The 18,645-nt window shown below is 51.0% G+C and carries 16 protein-coding genes and 1 riboswitch; of the genes, 5 read left to right on the forward strand and 11 right to left on the reverse strand.

Going from position 1 to position 18,645, the window contains the following annotated elements; translation table 11 throughout:
• Positions 1-26: 26 nt before the first annotated feature.
• Positions 27-983: an LCP family glycopolymer transferase gene (locus KNO75_RS08590; protein WP_214821127.1), complete on the reverse strand. Its 957-nt coding sequence runs from the start codon at positions 981-983 to the stop codon at positions 27-29.
• Positions 984-1,415: 432 nt separating this feature from the next.
• Here KNO75_RS08590 and KNO75_RS08595 point away from each other — a divergent pair, with 432 nt between their 5' ends.
• Complete coding sequence (locus KNO75_RS08595; RefSeq protein ID WP_214793159.1) at positions 1,416-1,628, forward strand: hypothetical protein; 213 nt, start codon at positions 1,416-1,418, stop codon at positions 1,626-1,628.
• A gap of 39 nt (positions 1,629-1,667) precedes the next feature.
• Positions 1,668-2,573 carry a phosphogluconate dehydrogenase (NAD(+)-dependent, decarboxylating) gene (gene gnd, locus KNO75_RS08600; RefSeq protein WP_285800815.1) on the forward strand — a complete coding sequence of 302 codons (906 nt, stop codon included), beginning with the start codon at positions 1,668-1,670 and terminating at the stop codon, positions 2,571-2,573.
• 48 nt (positions 2,574-2,621) lie between these two features.
• On the opposite strand, the gene KNO75_RS08605 is transcribed toward gnd, so the two are convergent.
• Positions 2,622-3,215 carry a hypothetical protein gene (locus tag KNO75_RS08605; RefSeq protein ID WP_251126076.1) on the reverse strand — a complete coding sequence of 198 codons (594 nt, stop codon included), beginning with the start codon at positions 3,213-3,215 and terminating at the stop codon, positions 2,622-2,624.
• A gap of 19 nt (positions 3,216-3,234) precedes the next feature.
• Complete coding sequence (locus tag KNO75_RS08610; protein ID WP_214821130.1) at positions 3,235-3,849, reverse strand: flavodoxin family protein; 615 nt, start codon at positions 3,847-3,849, stop codon at positions 3,235-3,237.
• A gap of 119 nt (positions 3,850-3,968) precedes the next feature.
• Between KNO75_RS08610 and KNO75_RS08615 the strand changes: the two genes are divergently transcribed.
• A complete protein-coding gene (locus KNO75_RS08615; RefSeq protein ID WP_214821132.1) occupies positions 3,969-4,952 on the forward strand; it encodes a metallophosphoesterase family protein in 984 nt (327 codons plus the stop codon).
• Positions 4,953-5,002: 50 nt separating this feature from the next.
• Here KNO75_RS08615 and pelG read toward each other — a convergent pair whose 3' ends face one another.
• From pelG to KNO75_RS08640, 5 genes are read right to left on the reverse strand one after another with little or no spacing between them, the layout of a single operon-like run.
• Complete coding sequence (pelG, locus tag KNO75_RS08620) at positions 5,003-6,466, reverse strand: exopolysaccharide Pel transporter PelG (RefSeq protein ID WP_214821134.1); 1,464 nt, start codon at positions 6,464-6,466, stop codon at positions 5,003-5,005.
• Entirely contained in the window at positions 6,447-7,865 is a 1,419-nt protein-coding gene (gene pelF, locus KNO75_RS08625) for a GT4 family glycosyltransferase PelF (protein WP_214821136.1), read from the reverse strand. The genes pelG and pelF overlap by 20 nt, the downstream gene beginning before the upstream one ends.
• A complete protein-coding gene (locus tag KNO75_RS08630) occupies positions 7,862-9,706 on the reverse strand; it encodes a DUF2194 domain-containing protein (RefSeq protein ID WP_214821138.1) in 1,845 nt (614 codons plus the stop codon). The genes pelF and KNO75_RS08630 overlap by 4 nt, the downstream gene beginning before the upstream one ends.
• Complete coding sequence (locus KNO75_RS08635; RefSeq protein WP_214821140.1) at positions 9,703-10,617, reverse strand: hypothetical protein; 915 nt, start codon at positions 10,615-10,617, stop codon at positions 9,703-9,705. The genes KNO75_RS08630 and KNO75_RS08635 overlap by 4 nt, the downstream gene beginning before the upstream one ends.
• Positions 10,614-11,840, reverse strand: coding sequence for a hypothetical protein (locus KNO75_RS08640; protein WP_214821142.1), 1,227 nt, complete (start codon positions 11,838-11,840; stop codon positions 10,614-10,616). The genes KNO75_RS08635 and KNO75_RS08640 overlap by 4 nt, the downstream gene beginning before the upstream one ends.
• Before the next feature lie 68 nt (positions 11,841-11,908).
• A riboswitch (cyclic di-GMP riboswitch) is annotated at positions 11,909-11,995 on the forward strand.
• A gap of 40 nt (positions 11,996-12,035) precedes the next feature.
• Between KNO75_RS08640 and KNO75_RS08645 the strand changes: the two genes are divergently transcribed.
• Positions 12,036-12,893 (forward strand): glycoside hydrolase family 191 protein, encoded by an 858-nt coding sequence (locus tag KNO75_RS08645; RefSeq protein ID WP_214821145.1) that lies wholly within the window; start codon positions 12,036-12,038, stop codon positions 12,891-12,893.
• 133 nt (positions 12,894-13,026) lie between these two features.
• Here the strand turns inward: KNO75_RS08645 and KNO75_RS08650 are convergent, their stop codons facing one another.
• From KNO75_RS08650 to KNO75_RS08660, 3 genes are all read right to left on the reverse strand, one after another.
• Entirely contained in the window at positions 13,027-14,574 is a 1,548-nt protein-coding gene (locus KNO75_RS08650) for an FMN-binding glutamate synthase family protein (RefSeq protein WP_214821757.1), read from the reverse strand.
• Between the two features lie 78 nt (positions 14,575-14,652).
• Entirely contained in the window at positions 14,653-15,039 is a 387-nt protein-coding gene (locus tag KNO75_RS08655; RefSeq protein ID WP_214793131.1) for a hypothetical protein, read from the reverse strand.
• Positions 15,040-15,122: 83 nt separating this feature from the next.
• Positions 15,123-15,971, reverse strand: coding sequence for a MurR/RpiR family transcriptional regulator (locus KNO75_RS08660; RefSeq protein WP_214821147.1), 849 nt, complete (start codon positions 15,969-15,971; stop codon positions 15,123-15,125).
• A gap of 161 nt (positions 15,972-16,132) precedes the next feature.
• On the opposite strand from KNO75_RS08660, the gene KNO75_RS08665 reads away from it, so the two are divergent.
• Entirely contained in the window at positions 16,133-18,592 is a 2,460-nt protein-coding gene (locus tag KNO75_RS08665; protein WP_214821149.1) for a bifunctional diguanylate cyclase/phosphodiesterase, read from the forward strand.
• The last annotated feature ends 53 nt before the right edge of the window (positions 18,593-18,645 follow it).

The following is an 18,645-nucleotide window of genomic DNA, read 5'->3' on the forward strand; positions in this document are numbered from 1 at the left end:
CGATTCATCCGAATCGAGTGCCGCTGTCATTGTTCCATCAATTGTCCGAGGTACGACTTCACTTCTTCGAGTGATGCCTCGTCTGGGTTCCAATAGTAGATGCCGTCGCTCTCTTTGCCACCACTTCCCTCAAGGCGAAGGACGCTTTGGTTTTTGAAAGCCGTCATATAGTCGCTCGAGAGCGTCCGAATGTCTTTGAACGTCACGTTCGTCTTGGCGTTATTGCCAAGCACGTCGAGCATGTTGTTGAAGCGAGAAATCGAGAAGCTGTCCGTCCCTTTGTCGACAAGTGCCGTGATGACGTCACGTTGGCGTTCCTGACGACCGAAATCCCCGTTCGGGTCATCATAACGCATCCGCGTGTAAGCGAGTGCCTCTGCACCATCAAGGTTGACCGTTCCCGGTTCGAACGTATACTCACCCGACGTGAAGGCGAACTTGTTCGTCACGTCGACGCCGCCAAATAAGTTGACCGCGTCCTGGAAACCTTTCATGTCGACTTCTGCGACATAATCGATTGGGATGCCGAGGAAGTTTTCGACCGTGTCCATCGCCATCTCGGCTCCGCCGAACGCGTAGGCGTGGTTGATCTTGTCCATCGTCCCTTTGCCGACAATCTCCGTCTTCGTATCACGCGGGATGCTGAGCATTGCGCTCTCATCCGAGTTCGGGTTGAGCGTCATGACGATAATCGAGTCGCTACGACCTTGCTCGTCCTCGCGACGGTCGACCCCGAGTAGTAACACCGATACAGGCTTCTTGTCTGAAATCGTCTGCTGGTTCATCCGCTCAGGACTAAGCCCGGCCGATTCGTTCAAACGATCGACCGTTGTATCGACTTGATTATATAAATAGTAGGCCATCCCGGCTCCGATGAGCAGGAACACTCCGATGACAGCACCTGCGATGATGGCGATGCGCTTCGCAGGTGAGACTTTACGACGACGTTTCTTGACTCTCTTTTTTGGCTTTTGCTCTTCCATGACATAACACCTTTCTATCCCCGATTGACCGTAATTGACACAGGTTTTATTTTATCACGCTAAATCGACAGACTTTTCCGTTTTTTTATAAAAGAGGTGAATATTTGTCGGACATTGTCGATTGCTCATACCGCTAGTATCGACAAGTCTTTTTGAAAGTTTAATCAGTCAGTAATCATCATAACACACGCATTTCTCCCTAAATCTTGATCTTCCTACAACAGCACTAAGCCATTGGTCACGTTTACAAAAATCAGTCTCGTTTTCCACACCAATTTTGAACAAATATTGATCATTCATCGTATTTCATAGGACCATTTCCTTATTTTCAGAAAACATAATGGTACGTTTGCTTTATTTTTTGTAAAATATGTATAGATTATTAACAAAAATGTAATAGTAACCCATTTTCATGTGTAAGGGGATTAATTGATGCGATTCATCGTGACGTGTTTTTTAGAGCAAAATCAGACTTGTGAGTTTATCGTGTATGGCAGTTCGGAGTATGACGCGTACAAAACGTTTGAACGTACACTCCAATCCTTAAATTCATTGACGGGACAGATCACACTGTCCGACGGTGAATCCATTCCGGTATCGCGTATCCTCGCTTATCGGGTTGATCCAATCAAACCACTCTTTTGAATCTTGATTGTTTCGGGTAACCCTATTAGGAGTACAAATCTGACAAGTGGGGTGGAACGAATGGAAATCGGCATGATTGGGCTTGGGAAGATGGGATTGAACCTGGCTCTCAACTTGACGGACAATGGACATCACGTATATGGGTACGACCCAGGCAACGTCTCGACAAGTCAGTTTGAAACGAAAGCGTCACTTGAAGAGGTCGTCGATGCACTGAAGGCGCCACGGGTCGTCTGGGTGATGGTACCGGCAGGAGACGTGACCGAGCATGTACTGAATGACTTGTATGACGCCCTCTCTCCTGGGGATATCGTGATCGACGGGGGCAACTCGAACTATAAAGAGTCGATGCGACGCGCCGAGCATTTCACAGAAAAGCTCATCTATTTCTTTGACGTCGGGACGAGTGGCGGGATGGACGGGGCCCGCAACGGAGCCTGTACGATGATTGGTGGGGACATGGAAGCATTCGGGAAGATTGAGCAGTTGTTCCAAGACATCTCGACGGATCACGGTTATTTGTACGCCGGGCCGAGTGGGAGTGGTCACTTCTTGAAGATGGTTCATAACGGGATTGAATACGGCATGATGCAGGCGATTGCCGAAGGGTTTGAAGTGCTCGAGAAGAGCCCGTTCGACTATGAGTATGAGGACGTCGCCCGTGTCTGGAACCATGGCTCGGTCATCCGTTCATGGCTCATGGAACTGACAGAGAGCGCATTCTCGAAAGATGCGAAGCTCGATGACATCCGTGGGGTCATGCATGCGTCGGGTGAAGGGAAATGGACGGTCGAGACGGCACTTGAATACGACGTGCCGACACCGGTCATCGCCCTCTCGCTCATGATGCGCCAGCGCTCGCTTCAAGACGACACGTTCTCCGGGAAGGTCGTCGCCGCGCTCCGAAATGAGTTCGGTGGACATGCAGTGGAGAAGAAAGAATAGTACACATTTATGAAGCCTCACCTTATTCAATCAAGGTGAGGCTCTTTTTTATAATCCAATCTTATCGAAGTCAATGAATGTATCATCCACTATTTCTCCACTCCGATAGTATTCAATGTAAATTTGACGGTTTATATAATTGATTTCATAGTAGACACCTAATATAAATCGACATACAAAGTCAGGTAAATTTTCACCATCGTATCGCCAATCTTTACCGTAACTCGGTCGAGTCAACGCTCTTAAGCGTTCTTTATCTTTAGCGATTTCAATTTGCTGTTTTGAACTTCTTTGCTCGACCTTTTTCATCTCAATGGCGATTAGATTATCTTGTTCCGAATCCTTCCCTCGACTATGCACAATCAAATCACAAGTGATATCTACTTCTTCGTATCGATCATTACGTATTCTTTTAATCCTTCGTCCCACATTTCTATTGTATTCGACGTCCACGTAATATCCTTTGTAATCACTATCTTCTCTAAGTAAGTCATTCAACATAATTTGAAGCTGCCCACACATTGCCCTTTCAGAAATCCGACTTTTTAGTAACATTAGATGGTCATTTAGAAAGTTCCGGTTGGCTTTCTCAAAGAGTTCAACCATTCGATAATATTGAATTGCATTCGGAAAGGTGTTCATGATTGTTCCTCCGTTTGCATCATTCCATCGTATTCCCGTCTGCCGGAATCGGAGTTGTTTTTAGCATGCGTGCGAAGTGGACAAGGTTATACGCCATCGTCTTCCCATGTGACTTCGTGAATTCGTTGTCACGCCCGGCGTCGATGTATGAGTCGCCTGGTCCCGCTTCCCCGACCCAATACGTGTCGACGTTCGGTGGCACCGTGAACCCGATATGAGACAAAGCGTAGAGAATGCCGGCACATGCATGTTTCGCCCCGTCCTCATTCCCCGTGACGACGACCCCACCGACTTTGTTGTAGTAGATGGCTTGTCCCGACTTGTTCGTCAAGCCGCTGCCCCCATATAACCTTTCGATCACCTGTGTCGCGACACTGCTCTTCTCACCGAGCCAGAGCGGCGTCCCGATGACGACGATGTCCGCCGCTTTCACCTTCTCAAAGATCTGTGGCCATTCATCGCCCTCCCCTTCATCTTCTGTCACCCCGAACACGACGTTATAGTCGACGATGCGAACGATTTCCGACTCGACCCCGAGAGCGTCAAAATGGGGCAAGACATCTCGAATCAGTCCTTCCGTATGCGACGTCGTGTCGCCACCCTTCAACGTACAATTCAAAAATAGAGCTTTCATGGAATCCCTCCTCGAATAATCTCCAACAGTAACGTGTTCCCGTTCATTCTGTTTCTTAATACCTTTCAAAGGATTTCGTTCATGTGAAGCAGAATTCTTTGGTCGAGGAGTTGATGTATATGCCAAACTTTCTACACATTGCCGACCTCCATCACGCTCGGCATACAGGAAATGCGATTCATGCAGAACGAACGAGCTTTGAGGTTCAGCGCGACAAACTCCAGCAACTCGCATCGGTCATTCGTGAGCACGACATTGCTGCGGTATTGATTGCGGGCGACATCGAAGTGAGTGATTCATATGACCTCATGCCTTACTTAGAGGAATGGACCTCTCTTGGTGCGTCCGTCTATATCGTCTTTGGTGAACATGACGTCAATCGCCATCACGACAAAGAAGTGTGGGAGAACATTCCTCATGTCCACTGTTTCTTAGAACCAGCGTATCGATTCGAGCCGAAACTCGGAATTGGGATTTATGGGATCAGCTGCACGTCGAACCAAATCGGACTGACTGAAGCACTTGAACGAATCCCCCCGCTCGACGCGACACATCCAAATCTATTACTCAGTCACGGGCGTGTCAGTGCCTTTTCAAACTCCCGTCTTGAACCTCATGCTTTTGCATATGTCGCACTCGGGGATCATCATCAGTATGACGTGATTGAGCGACCGAATACGAACATCGTATATCCTGGTCACTTATTTTCCGTATGGGACGGTTGCGGCAAAGCTTGGGAAACCGGCTATGTCATCGGTTCGATTGATGGCGACACCATCACGCACACGTTTCATGTGTTTCAAGGAGCTCAAACGAGACGCGTTTGTGTGAATCCGTTCATTCAACATGACGACCAGATTCAACTCATTCTCGATAACGTTCCAACCAGACATGATGAATGGGTGAAGAACGATGCTGCTACAATCCAAGAGACCATTCGCCATATTCTTCATACCTATCCGGAAGACTATTTTGTCACACCGAGTCATGCCAGCTTACGTCCTCGTCGTATATGTATGAGTGGTCAATATTTATTGAATGATTCGGAACTGTTCACCTCCTTCCTTGAACGAAGCTATAAAGCGACGCCACGAACCCAATAGTGAATCCTACACAAAAACAGCCGCCCTCTCACGTGAGAAGGCGGCTGATCTTATGATGCCGAGCGTTCGTTGAGCCATTCCCCGACACGACGGAACGTATCCGTCCTAGGTGGCATTTCACTACGGCTGAACGTATGGTAGTCGATCTCTGACACGTATCGAATCAAACGGATGAGCGAGAACGCGAAGGCGATCGTACAGCCAATCGCAAAACTGAGCCCATAGCTGTCTGGTCCGAGTGGGAGCAACAAGAACGTCAGTCCGGCATTCATCGTGATGAAGAGAGCCGACGTATACGCCGCTCCCTTATGGTCCTCGAAATAGAGCAAGACGAGCGTAAGGACGAGCACCATCGCGTTCGAGAAGGCGCCGATTGTCGTCATTTGGAAGACGTCCCGAATCTCAGGCGAGAGTCCGAGTAACGGGAACAAGACGGCCGCGAAGATGACGAAGAGAAGCGAGACGAGCCCTTGGTTCCGAAACAGGCGTTGCAGTTCTTGTCGCAAGACGAGTAACATCGCCGCCTTCGACCGTTGAATCTGCTGATACGTCCCGCCTTCATTCACATACCCGTAAAACACACGATAGCGCTCATAAAAACGCGTCTCGACCGATACGACGAAAATCGTCATCGTCGGGATGATCGTCAAGTACGACAGGAAGATGGCCGTATCATAGACAGGATGATAGCGGAACGTATCGAGATGGACGCTCCCGCCTTCTGCGAACCAGATGATCCACGTCCCGACCCAGATCCCGATGTTGTAGAGAAAGCTCGTCCAAAACAGTGCCGGGTAACGGTCGAAATACCGATAGAACGAGAACTGACCGACCGTGCTGCGATTCGGGAACGTGAGGAGCATCGACGTGAACAAGCCGAACAGCGTGACGATCAGACCGAGCGTCATGCTTGCCGTCAAGGCGAAGCTCTTCATATAGGATTCCGTCAAGTAGGACATCAAGAACTGATCGGTGATGATGATCGCCGCGACGGCGACGACCCCACCGGCGACAAAGCTATAGGCGACCGCCTGATAGAACTTCGCGGCACTAAGGAACAAGAAGTGCACCCAAATCAAGTTGACCGTCATGAACAGGACGAATGCCAAGGCGTTCAACAAAGCCGGTAGCTCGGAGAACGAGAGGAAGACGGCGAACAACACCGAGGCGATGGCGACGGTCGTCTTCATCATCCCGATGAACGCTGGGAAGATGTCCTCGTACCGCTTCTCATAGAAACAGTCCGCCAAGTATCTGGTGACGACGAGCTGCTGCACGCCGAGCACGACTTGGGAGAAGATGAAGCTATACGAGACGATCAAGTTGAACGTCGTCCGTTCCTCGAGCGTTGCAATCGACAAATAACTCGTCAGCCACTGCATGAGCGCGATCGTGACGATGACGATGAGCCACGGACCGGACGTGACGAGACCGGCAAAGGCGTATGCTTTAATGCGTGAAGAGAAATAGTCTTCTTGGAACAGCTGTTGTAACTTAAACCCGATGCCCGCCATATGCCGCTCTCCTTTCTTCATATAGATGTAAGTACGCATCGATGAACTGATCGGTGCGATAATATGTCTCGACGCGCTGTTGCCCGTTACGACCGAGTCGACGTGCGTCTTCACGGTTCTGATGGAACCAGACACAACGCTCGGCGATTCGGCGCGGATTGACCGGTGGGACGACGAACCCGGCCGGACCGAACGGCTCGTCCGGTCGACCGTTCACAAGCTCCGCACAGGCACCGACGTCCGTCACGATCCACGGGACGCCTGCGGCCATCCCTTCGAGTACGGCGAGTGGTTGTCCTTCCGAGATACTCGTCAACAGACAGACGTCGAACTCAGGCAAGTGCTTGCGGATATCCACTTTCCCGACTAAGAAGACCGCCTGTTCGAGCTCGAGCTGTCGGATGAGCGCCTCGCACTCGGCCGCATACTCCTTATCCTCATCGAGTGGTCCCATGATGGTCAACTCGAACGGGATGAGCATATCTTGTAAGAGCTTCGCCGCATAAATCATCGTCTTGATGTCTTTGATCGGGACGACGCGGACGATCGCTCCGATCCGGAGCTTCTCTCCTCCCGATACGTGACCGAGTGCGGACAAGCCCGTCATGTCGATCCCGTTCGGAATGATGCTCAACTTCTCGACCGGTGCCCCGAGTTGACGTTGCAACTCACCGTTTCGTTCGAACAACGTGATGACATCGTCCGCTTTCCGGTATGCTTCCCGGGAAATATGATGGAAGAACTGGATCCAATGGGAGCGAAACTCGGCCGGAATCCACGCCGCCTGTAACAACTCTTCTTCCCGTTCACGCGAGTAGATACCGTGCTCGGTCAAGAGGAACGGAATGTTCTGTCGTTCTTTCATCGCGCTCGCGATCAACCCTGCGTAGCCGGTCGATGCCGAATGGATGAGGTCGACTTGCGGCAACTCGGCTTGTAATAGATCGAGGACGGGCGCATACATACCGCGCCACATCCAAAAGTAATCGATGAACGAGCCGGCCTGTCCTTCTTCTTGATAGCTTTCCGCGACGAGGCGGTAAAAGAGACGGCTCGAGAAAAATTGTTCCGGTGTCCCGATTTGTTTTTCTAAAATCGGATAGATGGACGACTCGACTTGCCCGAACGTCATCCATGTCTTGATGCGTTCTTGCTCTTCTTGCGTCAATGCTTCCGGACGACGTTTCCGTGTCGCCCGTTGATTGAGGGCGAGCGTGGTCACACCCGCGACATTATCCGGTAACGTATATTTATAATCCGCCTCGGTCTTCGGGTTTGGCATGATCGAGATGATCTCAAACTCGTGCATCGGCATTTGTTGCATCAGCATGTGCACCCAGCTCGACACGCCTCCGCTCACATACGGATAACTCCCTTCGACGACAATTCCAATCTTCATGGACGCTCTCCTTCCAATATCGGGAGACGAACAGACGTGTCTCTCAATTCGACTTGATATAACGTACCGCTCTCATCGAACGGTTTGACTTCTCCATATTCGAACGTGCCGGTATTTAACCGTTTCCCCGGCTCGACCCGGACGAGTAGGGTTGATGGGACCGGCAGTTGTTGCGCGTTGATGTCAATCGCGTCATTCGTATAGGCGACGTCGATTTGCGCGTCTTGATACAACTTATATTTTCGATACGCATCATATTGGCTCAAGCCTTCGAGGTGCGGATATTTGGCGTAAAGCGTCTGGAACAGGCCACCGAACGACTCTTTCATGATGCCCCAGCCTTTCCCTTTCGAACGGTTTTCATCTAACACGTCATCCGGGTGAATGAAGTGTGAGACGAGCCCGAAATTGGCGACAGCGTCGATGACGACGAACAAATCATCCGGTGTCTCGTTATATCCGCTCGACACGCGTGGGAAGTCATACAAATTCGGATAGACCGGGTCCGGCCCGAATTCTTGGATGTAACTTCCTTTACTCGCATCCCCGCTATAGAGACCCGCGACGATCACCCCGTCCTCAAATGTCTCATTCAATACGCTCAGTCCCGATTGTCCGATGATGTTCGACGGTGGGACGTAACTACGGATGCGTTCGTTCGGCAAGTAATAATCGAACGCCTCGACGACGCGGTCGACGGCGGAACGCATGTCTTCTTTGCTTTCCCATTTCGCATAGCCGAGCTCCGGGTCCATCACCTCATCACCCATGACGAGTGGCTGGTGGTTGAAGCCGTGAAGCCCGACTTCCCCGTTCGTCTGAAGCAACCCGCGCCCATATTCGAGCATCGGTGCGCGAATCTTCTCGATGAGTTGTTCGGTCGTCTCTTCATTCGTCGCTTTATAACTGCCGATCAAGAAGCCGGAATACGTGACATCGTAATCTTCACCGATTTGTTTCATATCTTTCCACCACACCTCAGAGAAGAACTCTTTGATGGAGAGGTCGTACTCTTCTGTGATGACCGGATTCGAATAGCTCGGTACCGGCGCCGGGAAGTCGTCGAGGTGGACGACCTTGATGCCTGCTTGCGGCATGACGAACGCCGGGAATAACATCGAGAGTGTCTGCACCATCAAGCCCCGCGAGTTCTTATCGGTCAAGGACGTCGTGTTCCAAAACATGACCTCTCCCTGACCGTAAGAAGACTGCCACAAAATCGGCTCGTCTTTCGCCGAGATGAGGACGTCCGTCCCCTCTTTTAACTCGACGTCGGCGATACTGTGGACGAAGAGACCAGAGTCTTGGGGAAGGTCAACGTATCCAGGAAAGATTTCTTTCTCAAAGATCAATCCGTTGATGCCGTCTTTGAAGTCACCGAAATCACTGACGCCGATGAGGTCGGCCCATTCTTGGTCGATGAAGCGACCGGCGACATAAAGGCGTCCCCCGTTCTCGACGAACGATCGAATCGTCTCATATGGCCATGACTTCGTATTTTCCCCACTGACGACGAGGACATGATGAGGAGACGGCTCGATGGCGGCAATCTCGTCGGCCTCGATTGACGTGTACGGCAATTTCGCGTAGTCGAGCGCATATTTCAAGTTATTTAAGACGGACGTCGACAAGTCGTCCTCGTTTTGATGGATGTAAATCTGCGCCGGTTTCCCTTCCACTGCTCTCACCTCGCCTGCGAGTGTCGTGAACGTTTTCGGTTCATGTGCTTCTTTTGGGATGAGCCGATGACCGTAGTCGAGCCGTAAAAATTGGACGACGACAATCATCGCGATAATTAAGGAGAATAAAGACGCGAGATACGTCGTAATCGATTTATTCATGAATGGGCACCTTCTAACTGTTGAATGACAAAGCGATAATCTTCTGGGACGTCTCGTAGGTCGAGATGTTGATGGAGCCGGTCTAGGATCGGACGTAACGATGCCCAGTCCCCGTCGGTCATATGATATTCAATCAACATGATATAGCCGTCCGGTACTTCCGGGTGATACAACGTGAGCGCTTCTGCCAATCGCTCCCCCGTCTCGACGTCACCTGCTTGGAACGATAGCCGGGCTTTCGTCCGGAGATACGTTTCGTCCGTCGCATCGTGTTCCCCTAGCTGATCGAGATGAAGCAGGGTCCGTTGCTGGATGCGTAACTTCATATCTTGGTCCAAGAGACCACTCTCTAAGAAGGAGACGCCCGTCTCGATGACAGGATAAATCGTCTCCGGTCGCTCCGGGTTTACTTGCGCGATCCGCTGCTTGAACATCAAGTCGTAACGGTCGAATAACGTGTTCCGGACGGTCGCCGCATAGTGGACCGTTTCCGTGTCTTCGTGCTCGAGACCTAAGTGTAAGTATTCTTCCGTGTTCATGAGCGGTGTCGACATGAGTTGCGTGATCGACTGTTTCCGCTTCTTCCCATCCATCTGCATGGCTTCCGCCAACGGGACGATATCTAAATCTTCTTTCGCCTGTTGCTGCAAACGCTCCAGGTTGACCGTGTCGAAGTTGATATATTCGTCGTAGTCGAGAAGCGTCTTCGACGAGGCGAAACGACGAGCGACCCCGTACGCGATCAACCCGAACAGTTCGCCGATGATCGGGACGACGGCACTGACGAGAAAAATCGAGAGCCAAACGCCCTTCTCGGTCACATCCACTTTCGGTCGGACGATGAGGCGATAGATGACGAATAACAATACGGCATGAAGAAGAAAGAAAAGAAGAATCATCCATTCAGTCATAGGCGCTTCCCACCTTTCACGTAGAAGACATGTTCGATCCGTTCTTTGAACCGCTCCGCCGATTCGACGGGCGTACCCGGTAATAGGAAGTGAAGGACTCGGTCGTCTTCGTCGTATCCAATGACGTCGATTTCCCGCATCGATTGCCGGAGGATGAGCTCTATCTCGATGAGTGACAAGTCGACGCCTTCTACCGGGATCGTGACCGTGCTGTATGGTTGATCGTACTGTTCGTTTCGCAACGCTTGCTGCGCGACTTTCTGCTCGAACGCGTCCATACGGAACATACGCGTCCCCTCGACAAGCTGGTCGCTGACGAGCATCCATTCGAGCGCATCCGCCTTCTCAATGCGCGTGCCCGCCCAATCGAGGACGAGCTTCATCATGTTCATCTCGTGACTGCGCAACCGAAGAATATCGATTTCATGAACGATCAACACTTCTTTCACCGTTCCCTCGTAACAGATCGGGGCGACGAGGAGTGGACCTTCGAGCTCATCGGCCAAGCGAAGCGTCGGCTTTTGTGACTGGAACATCCGTGCGAAGATGCCCTGCTCCGAATCGATGAAGAGCGTCTGTGGCAACCGCTCGACTTCTCCCGAACGGACATGAAGGCGAAGCGTACGGCGTGACGTGTCGACGTGGTAAAGCGCGAGTTGTCGTGCCCGGAACACGCGTGTAAACGTGCCAATCAAGTGGTCGCGCACCAAGTCGGTCGCGTCCTGGTCGAGCTTGAGACCGACCTCATAGATTTTCGAGAGCGTATACGTCGAGTCGAGCACACGCTTCCGCATCTCGCCTTGTGACTCCTGCAGTTGTTGGACGGTCTGTTTCAACTGTTCGTTCTCATCGACCACTTCTTCCTGACGGATGTGTAGCGACTGGTAACGTTCACGGTAAGACGTGCTGAAGACCCCGGCGCTCAAGGCGACGAAGAAATGAAGCAAGATCCACGCAAGTTCATTCGTATCATAAAGGAATAAGAGTAAATCAGACCCTTCCATCAAGAGGAACGAGAAATGATAGAGACTCGTCAATGCGAAACTGACGAACGCTCCAAGTAGACCGTAGCGAAGTGAGAAGAGGAGAATATAAAAAATTAATGGGTCAATCGCCCAATCAGCCAAAGAAAGACTAAACGTATAGTCCAAAATGCCGATAAGTAAAATAGTCACAATCATTTCAATCCATTTGATTGATGTGCGATGTTGGGTATAAATCATAGTGTCACTCATTCCTTTGCGTGGTATTTTAGTAGTAGGACATTCAATGGATTGTTCAAAAAATTTCATATCGAGACGGGCAAACTTACTGAAAAGTAAGGGCGCAAAGACATGGGTCGTCGATCTTGTTAGATACCGATCGCCAGTCTGCAATAGCCGCGGCCGCTCTCTGATGATTATCAGGAGGGTTATTTTATGGGTATTTTCTCAGTCAAACGCATCGTGTCCATCTGTTGTGCATTCGTCGTCGGATTCGCGTTATGGACGCCGCAACAAGCGGTCGCCAAGGCGAGCAACCCGCTCGCGAACGTCGAATCATACAAGATTTATTACGACATGCCGAGCAAGAGCAAAATCAAAAAGATGCAACAATATGACCTTGTCATCATCGAGCCTGTCTATTATACTGCAGCTCAAATCAAAGAGTTACAAAAATTTGGTACAAAAGTGTACGGTTACATCAATACGATGGAAGCTGACAATTGGAACGTCGATTTCATCAAGCAGATGAACGAGTCGGACTTCTTCCACCGCAATGGACAACGTGTCCATTATGCGGAGTGGGATTCGTATTTGGTCGACATGACGTCGACGCACTATCGTGAGCTATTGACGCGTGAAGTGGAGAAACAAATCGTCGCCAAAGGATTAGACGGGGCGTTCTTAGATACTGTCGGCAATATCGACAACGAGCATTCGGAACAACCGACCATCTTGAAAGCACAGCGTGACGGGATGAGTCAGTTCATGAAGACGATCAAGGCTAACCACCCTACCCTTTCTCTCATTCAAAACTGGGGATTTGCGACACTCAAGACGTATACGTACCCGTACGTGGATGGCGTCATGTGGGAGAGCTTCAACTATACGACTATTTCGAAAGACCAATGGTCAAAAGACCGCATCCAAGAACTACGTGACCTCGATGCACGATACGGCATCAAGGCGTTGACCGTGTCTTCGAAGCAACGTCCGAAGAGTGCGGCATACGCCGAAAAAAATGGGTTCATCCATTTCCATTCAAATGCTACTTTAAATTATAATAAATTCTGACTTTCATTTACATGATTGTACAAGTATCTGGTAGTTTCTACAATGAAAAGACTTAAAAAACATCCTACGGGTTTGCCTTCTTTATCGGCAACTTCGTAGGATGTTTTGATGAAATCGTTTAGTTTGAATGTCGTCAATCACGCATCAAACGGACCTGACCGTCCGGCTCTTGATACATCACATGTTCCTCTGACAGTTCGGTCGGGGAACGGACCCCAGCCGCGGCGGTCATATTATACAGTCCTTCCCGAAGCGAGATGATATAGTTCGTCACCCGAAAGCTCTTTTCGTCGACAACGAGGGCCCGCTGCAGTTTTGGGTCGGTCGTCGCCACACCGACCGGACAACGGTTCGTGTGACACACCTGCGCCTGGATACAGCCGACGTTGAACATGAGCCCGCGGGCGATATTGACGAGGTCGGCACCGAGCGCGAGGGCAATCGCAATCTTGTCCGCCGTGATGAGTTTCCCCGAGGCGAACAGTTTGATGCGGTCACGAAGACCGTGCTCAATCAAGAGGCGATGGACGTATGGAAGCGCCGCTTTCAGTGGCAACCCGACCGTATCCGTGAGTTCTTGATACGTAGCACCCGTTCCCCCTTCGCTTCCATCGATCGTGATGAAGTCCGGTACGACCTGAGACGTCGCCATCTCACGGACGAGTGATTCGATGTCCTTCATATTGCCGACGACGAGCTTGATGCCGACAGGCTTCCCACCGATTTCACGCAACTTTTCGACAAAGGTCAACAATTCCGTATGTGTCTGAAACTCGGAGAATCGGTTCGGACTGTCAATCGTCTCCCCGACCCGCACGTGTCGGATACGGGCGATCTCCTCGGTCACTTTCGACCCGTCGATATGTCCCCCACGCGTCTTCGCCCCTTGTGCGAGTTTCAATTCGAACGCCTTCACTTGCGGGAGCGCGCTCTTCTGTTTGAACGCCTCTTCCGAAAATGACCCGTCCTCATTCCGGACGCCGAAGAGCGCCGGACCGATCTGGCAGATGATGTCGACATTTCCTTTCAAGTGATAGTCCGACAATCCCCCTTCCCCCGTGTTCATCCATGTGCCACCCGCACGTCCGAGCCCAATCGAGAGGGCCGTGATCGCTCTGTCGCCGAGCGACCCGAAGCTCATCGCCGACTGCCCGACGAGCCCCCGGACATGGAACGGTTCCCGACACGTCTCTTTCCCGATGATGATCGTGTCTTCCTCTGCTAACAAGTATGGAGAGATGTCACGTTCGACGAGATGCTCTTTTCGGGTGAAGAGGTTATCTTCATCGAGTTCATACACCCACGTCGATACCTTGGTTGAATTGTCGATGCGGAGTTCGTTCCGATTCGTCGGGTAGAGTGCATTTTGCAGATAGAACCCGCCCGCCTCAAAGTCTCGTTCCGAGCCGAATCCGATGATGCGTGACTTATATCTCCCTGCAATGGCGGCTGCTTCGTATTCGTTCCGAGAGAACGGCTTCGCCTCATTGTCGTTCAAAAATAAGTATTGCCGGAGCTCGGGACCCATCTTCTCGAACATATAACGCAGTTTCCCGAGAATCGGGAAGTTCCGAAGGACAGAATGCTCACGCTGGTTTCGATCACGCCACCAAAAATAATAGATCAATAGCGGAGGTCCGATCATGATCAGCAATAAGAGCACAAGCAAGATGGTCAACATCGATGTATTCAGTGACACACGCTCTCCTCCTTTTGGGTAGACGAAAAACACCCTGTCATTCTACATAACAGGGTGTCGTCAGTCGCTCGGGATCGTGACCCCGTCAAATTGTTCATTTCGGCAAAGCGTAATCGCCTGCATCGCTAATTTATAGTCCGCTTCCGGCAAGGCGATCAATTCGGTCGGAAGGACCCATTCTTTAGAGTTGTACAAATGAATGACGAGTTTGGCGAGCACAAATTCTCGTTTATCGAACGAGTTGTCATCGATGATCGTGGAAGTTCGAATCTTCCCTGCCTCGAGGTCTATATAAGGAAGCAAACATTCTCGGATGTGTGGGTTGCCCGCAATGACGTACAGCGCGGCATAATATTCGCGACTGGTACTACCAGGATCCGTGAGCCGTTGTGCTAACCGTTTGAACTCGTTGTAATGGTCGGAAGATAAAAAATCAATATGGTTCATCGGTCCACCTTCTCTCTCTAAGCCTCGCGTTGTCCTCAGAGTTTATAATTTCCACCTTTTTGTAGAAGTTAACCCTGTTTTCTTCAGATTCGGCGCATTGAAATCGCCTCACGCATCTGTTGGAGAGACATCCGTGCCGCTTCCCCACGCCGCATCATGACAGCTGTAAACAAGGCATCAATCAAGCTGAGCTCAGCGATTCGGGAAGCGAGCGCCTCTGAACGAAACGCGGTCTCTTGGGACACGGTATAGAGGGAAACGTCCGCAATTTTCGAGAGGGGCGACTTCGCATAGTTCGTGATGGCGATCATCGGGACACCTTTCTCTTTTAGGAGTTTTGCGATATCGAGCGTCTCTTTCGAGGCACCCGAGTGCGAGATGACGACAGCGACGTCCTCTGTCGTCAACTGCGAGGCCGACATGAGCTGCATGTGCGACTCGAGAATCGCGCTCACCTGAAGCCCGCTCCGGACAAACTTATGATACGCATCGAGTGCAACGACGGCCGAACCCCCACTTCCGAAAAATTCGATACGACGTGCCCCGAGGAACAATTCGATCGCCTTCTCGAGAGAAGCCCCTTCTAAAATCTGACGGGTCGACTCAATCGTCTTCCCGTTCGTCGAAAAAATTTTCTCCGCGATCTCGAGCGCCGTGTCCGTCTCCGTGATGTCTTCATGGATGTCTTGAAGCGGTGCGACGACATCTGAGGCGAGGGCGATCTTTAACGCCTGATAGCCTTTGAATCCGACGCGCTGACAAAAGCGGAACACGGTCGATTCCGCGACATCGAGGTCGTCTGCCACTTGATTGATCGTATGATGAATGATTTGTTCTGGTTGTTTTAAAATATAGTCGGCAATGCGTTGTTCTTTCTTACTCAGTGTCGAATAGGCGCCACGGATGCGGGCCGTCCCGTTCATCGTTTCCATCAAGAATCACCCTTTCTCTTCTTCACTTAACGATACCGTTTCGAAAAAAATTCCGCAATGTGTGATTCGTTCAAAAGATTGACCCACCTTACAAAAGAAGACAGGAAGTGGGATTGTTTGATGTGCTACTCTAATGAAGCACTTTTTGACTAGTTCACTCTTTGTACCATTTGAAATCGAAAGGACTGTTTCGAATCGAACATCACCTCAGTAGCTCTTACAACTTACCACTCGTCATTCTTTCCATCGCTGTCGCCATTTTTGCTGCCGGTGTCGCCCTCGATATTAGCAGTCGTTTAAAATATGCGAGATATGCCTCACGATTCAGTTGGATCGTAGCCGGCGCTTTCAGCCTCGGGCTCGGGATTTGGGCGATGCATTTTATCGGCATGTTGGCGTTCCATCTAAACGACGACGTGACGTATCACCTCGGCATCGTCTTATTGTCAATCGTGCCGGCAGTCGTCGCTTCTGGTCTCGCCTTTTGGATCATCAGTCATCCTGAGACACGACCGACTCAACTTGTTTTTTGTGCCTTTTTGATCAGTGTCGGGGTCGTCTCGATGCATTATATCGGCATGGAAGCGATGCAGATGAATGCGGTCCTCTCGTATGATCCTGTCATGTGGGTCGCTTCTGCCCACGTTGCTTATGTCGCATCGCTCGTTGGATTGTATATCCTCTTCTATATCCCGAACGTCACACGGTTTCATTGGCGTCGTCTCGTCAGTTCGGTCTTGATCGGTGTCGCCGTCTCCGGCATGCACTACGTCGGGATGGGCGCTGCCCGCTTCACACCGACAGAAGGAGTCGTCAAACCGATGAGTGGCTACGCAGTCGATAGCACCCTTCTCGCCTACGTCATCGCAGCGAGCGTCATGACCTTGTTCGTAATTATGTACATCTCACTCCGAACGGCCTCACAGCTCGAGGCACAATCCGAAGAACTTGAAATGAAATTCGAATCCATCATCGAGTCAGCCTCTGATGCCATCATCGTCGCCGACCACACACGTGTCATCCTTCAATGGAATCATGGCGCGACCGATTTGTTCGGATATACACACGAGGAGATGATTGGTCAGTCGATTGTCACGATTATCCCGGAACGATTCCGGGACGCCCATGAACGTGGGATGCAACGTTACGAAACGACGGGTGAGAAACGCGTCATCGGTCAGACGGTGGAACTCATCGGCTTACGGAAAGACGGTGTCGAAGTCCCGATTGAAATGTCGCTCGGGACGTGGAAGACGGACAAGGGCATCTTCTTCAGTAGCATCATCCGTGACATTAGTGAACGGAAACGAATCGAGGCGCAAATCAACGACCTCGTCTATTTGGACCCATTGACGGGTCTCCCGAACCGCCGTCTGTTCAGTGACCGACTCGATGCCCTACTCGGTCAGTCCCAGCAAGACCCGTTCGCGTTGTACTATATTGACTTAGACAACTTCAAAGTGATCAACGACCGCTTCGGTCACTCGATTGGCGACCAGTTCTTGAAACAAGTGACGACCCGGATCCAATCGACGATTCAAAAGTCGGACACGCTCGCCCGTCTCGGTGGAGATGAGTTCATCATCTTGTCGCCCCTTACGAAAAGTAACTTGGCAGCCCATCGCGCACAAGAACTGATCAATGTCCTCCATCCCCCGTTCGAACTCGAGAACGAGGAAGTGTTCACCGGTGCCTCCATCGGCATCAGTCTCTATCCATCCGATGGGGATACGGCCGAGGAGTTGATCAAGAACGCCGACATCGCGATGTATCGGGCGAAGGCTGACGGAAAGAACGGCTATCAGTTCTTCACGAACGAATTGAACGAATCCGTGTCTCGTCGCTCAAACTTGTCGATGGCACTCCGTAAAGGCATCGGTCGCGGTGAGTTCACGGTCCACTATCAACCCCAGATTCAACTAGAGTCGGAAATGGTGATTGGCATGGAGGCGCTCGTGCGCTGGCAGCATCCGGAACTCGGGATGGTTTCGCCAGGTGAGTTCATTCCGATTGCCGAAGAGACGGGAAGCATCCACCGCCTCGGCGAGTTCGTCTTAAATGAAGGATGTCGTCAAAACAAGGCGTGGCAAGATGCCGGCATTCCCCCGTTCCGGGTCGCCGTCAACATCTCGGCCATCCAGTTCGCCCAAAAAGATTTACCGGAAGTCGTCAGTCGTGCGCTCGATGCTTCTGGTCTCGAGGCACAGTACTTAGAACTTGAGTTGACCGAGAGTGTCATCCAGAGCGCGGACCGTGCCATCGAGACGATGCACGAGCTCGTCGCCCTCGGTGTACACCTGTCGATCGATGACTTCGGGACCGGATATTCGTCGCTCAGCTACTTGAAGCTGTTCCCGATCGACACGCTGAAGATCGATCAGCACTTCACGAAAAATATTGAGAGCGATGAAAAAGATGCGGCCCTCGTCAAAACAATCATCCGCATGGCGCATGAGCTTGACTTGAACGTCATCGCGGAAGGTGTCGAAACGGAGAATCAAGTCGCTTTCTTAAAAGCCGAATCGTGCAACCAGGCGCAAGGGTATTATTACAATCGCCCATTGCCGGCGGAAGAGATCGAAGTCTTCTTCCAGCAATTCAAAAAGGCATCATCGAGTTAAAACGTTCGACCTCCACCTCGGGGGTCGATTTTTTATGACCAAAAAAAGAAAAA

The organism is Exiguobacterium sp. s35 (assembly GCF_018617535.1).
Classification (GTDB): domain Bacteria; phylum Bacillota; class Bacilli; order Exiguobacteriales; family Exiguobacteriaceae; genus Exiguobacterium; species Exiguobacterium aestuarii.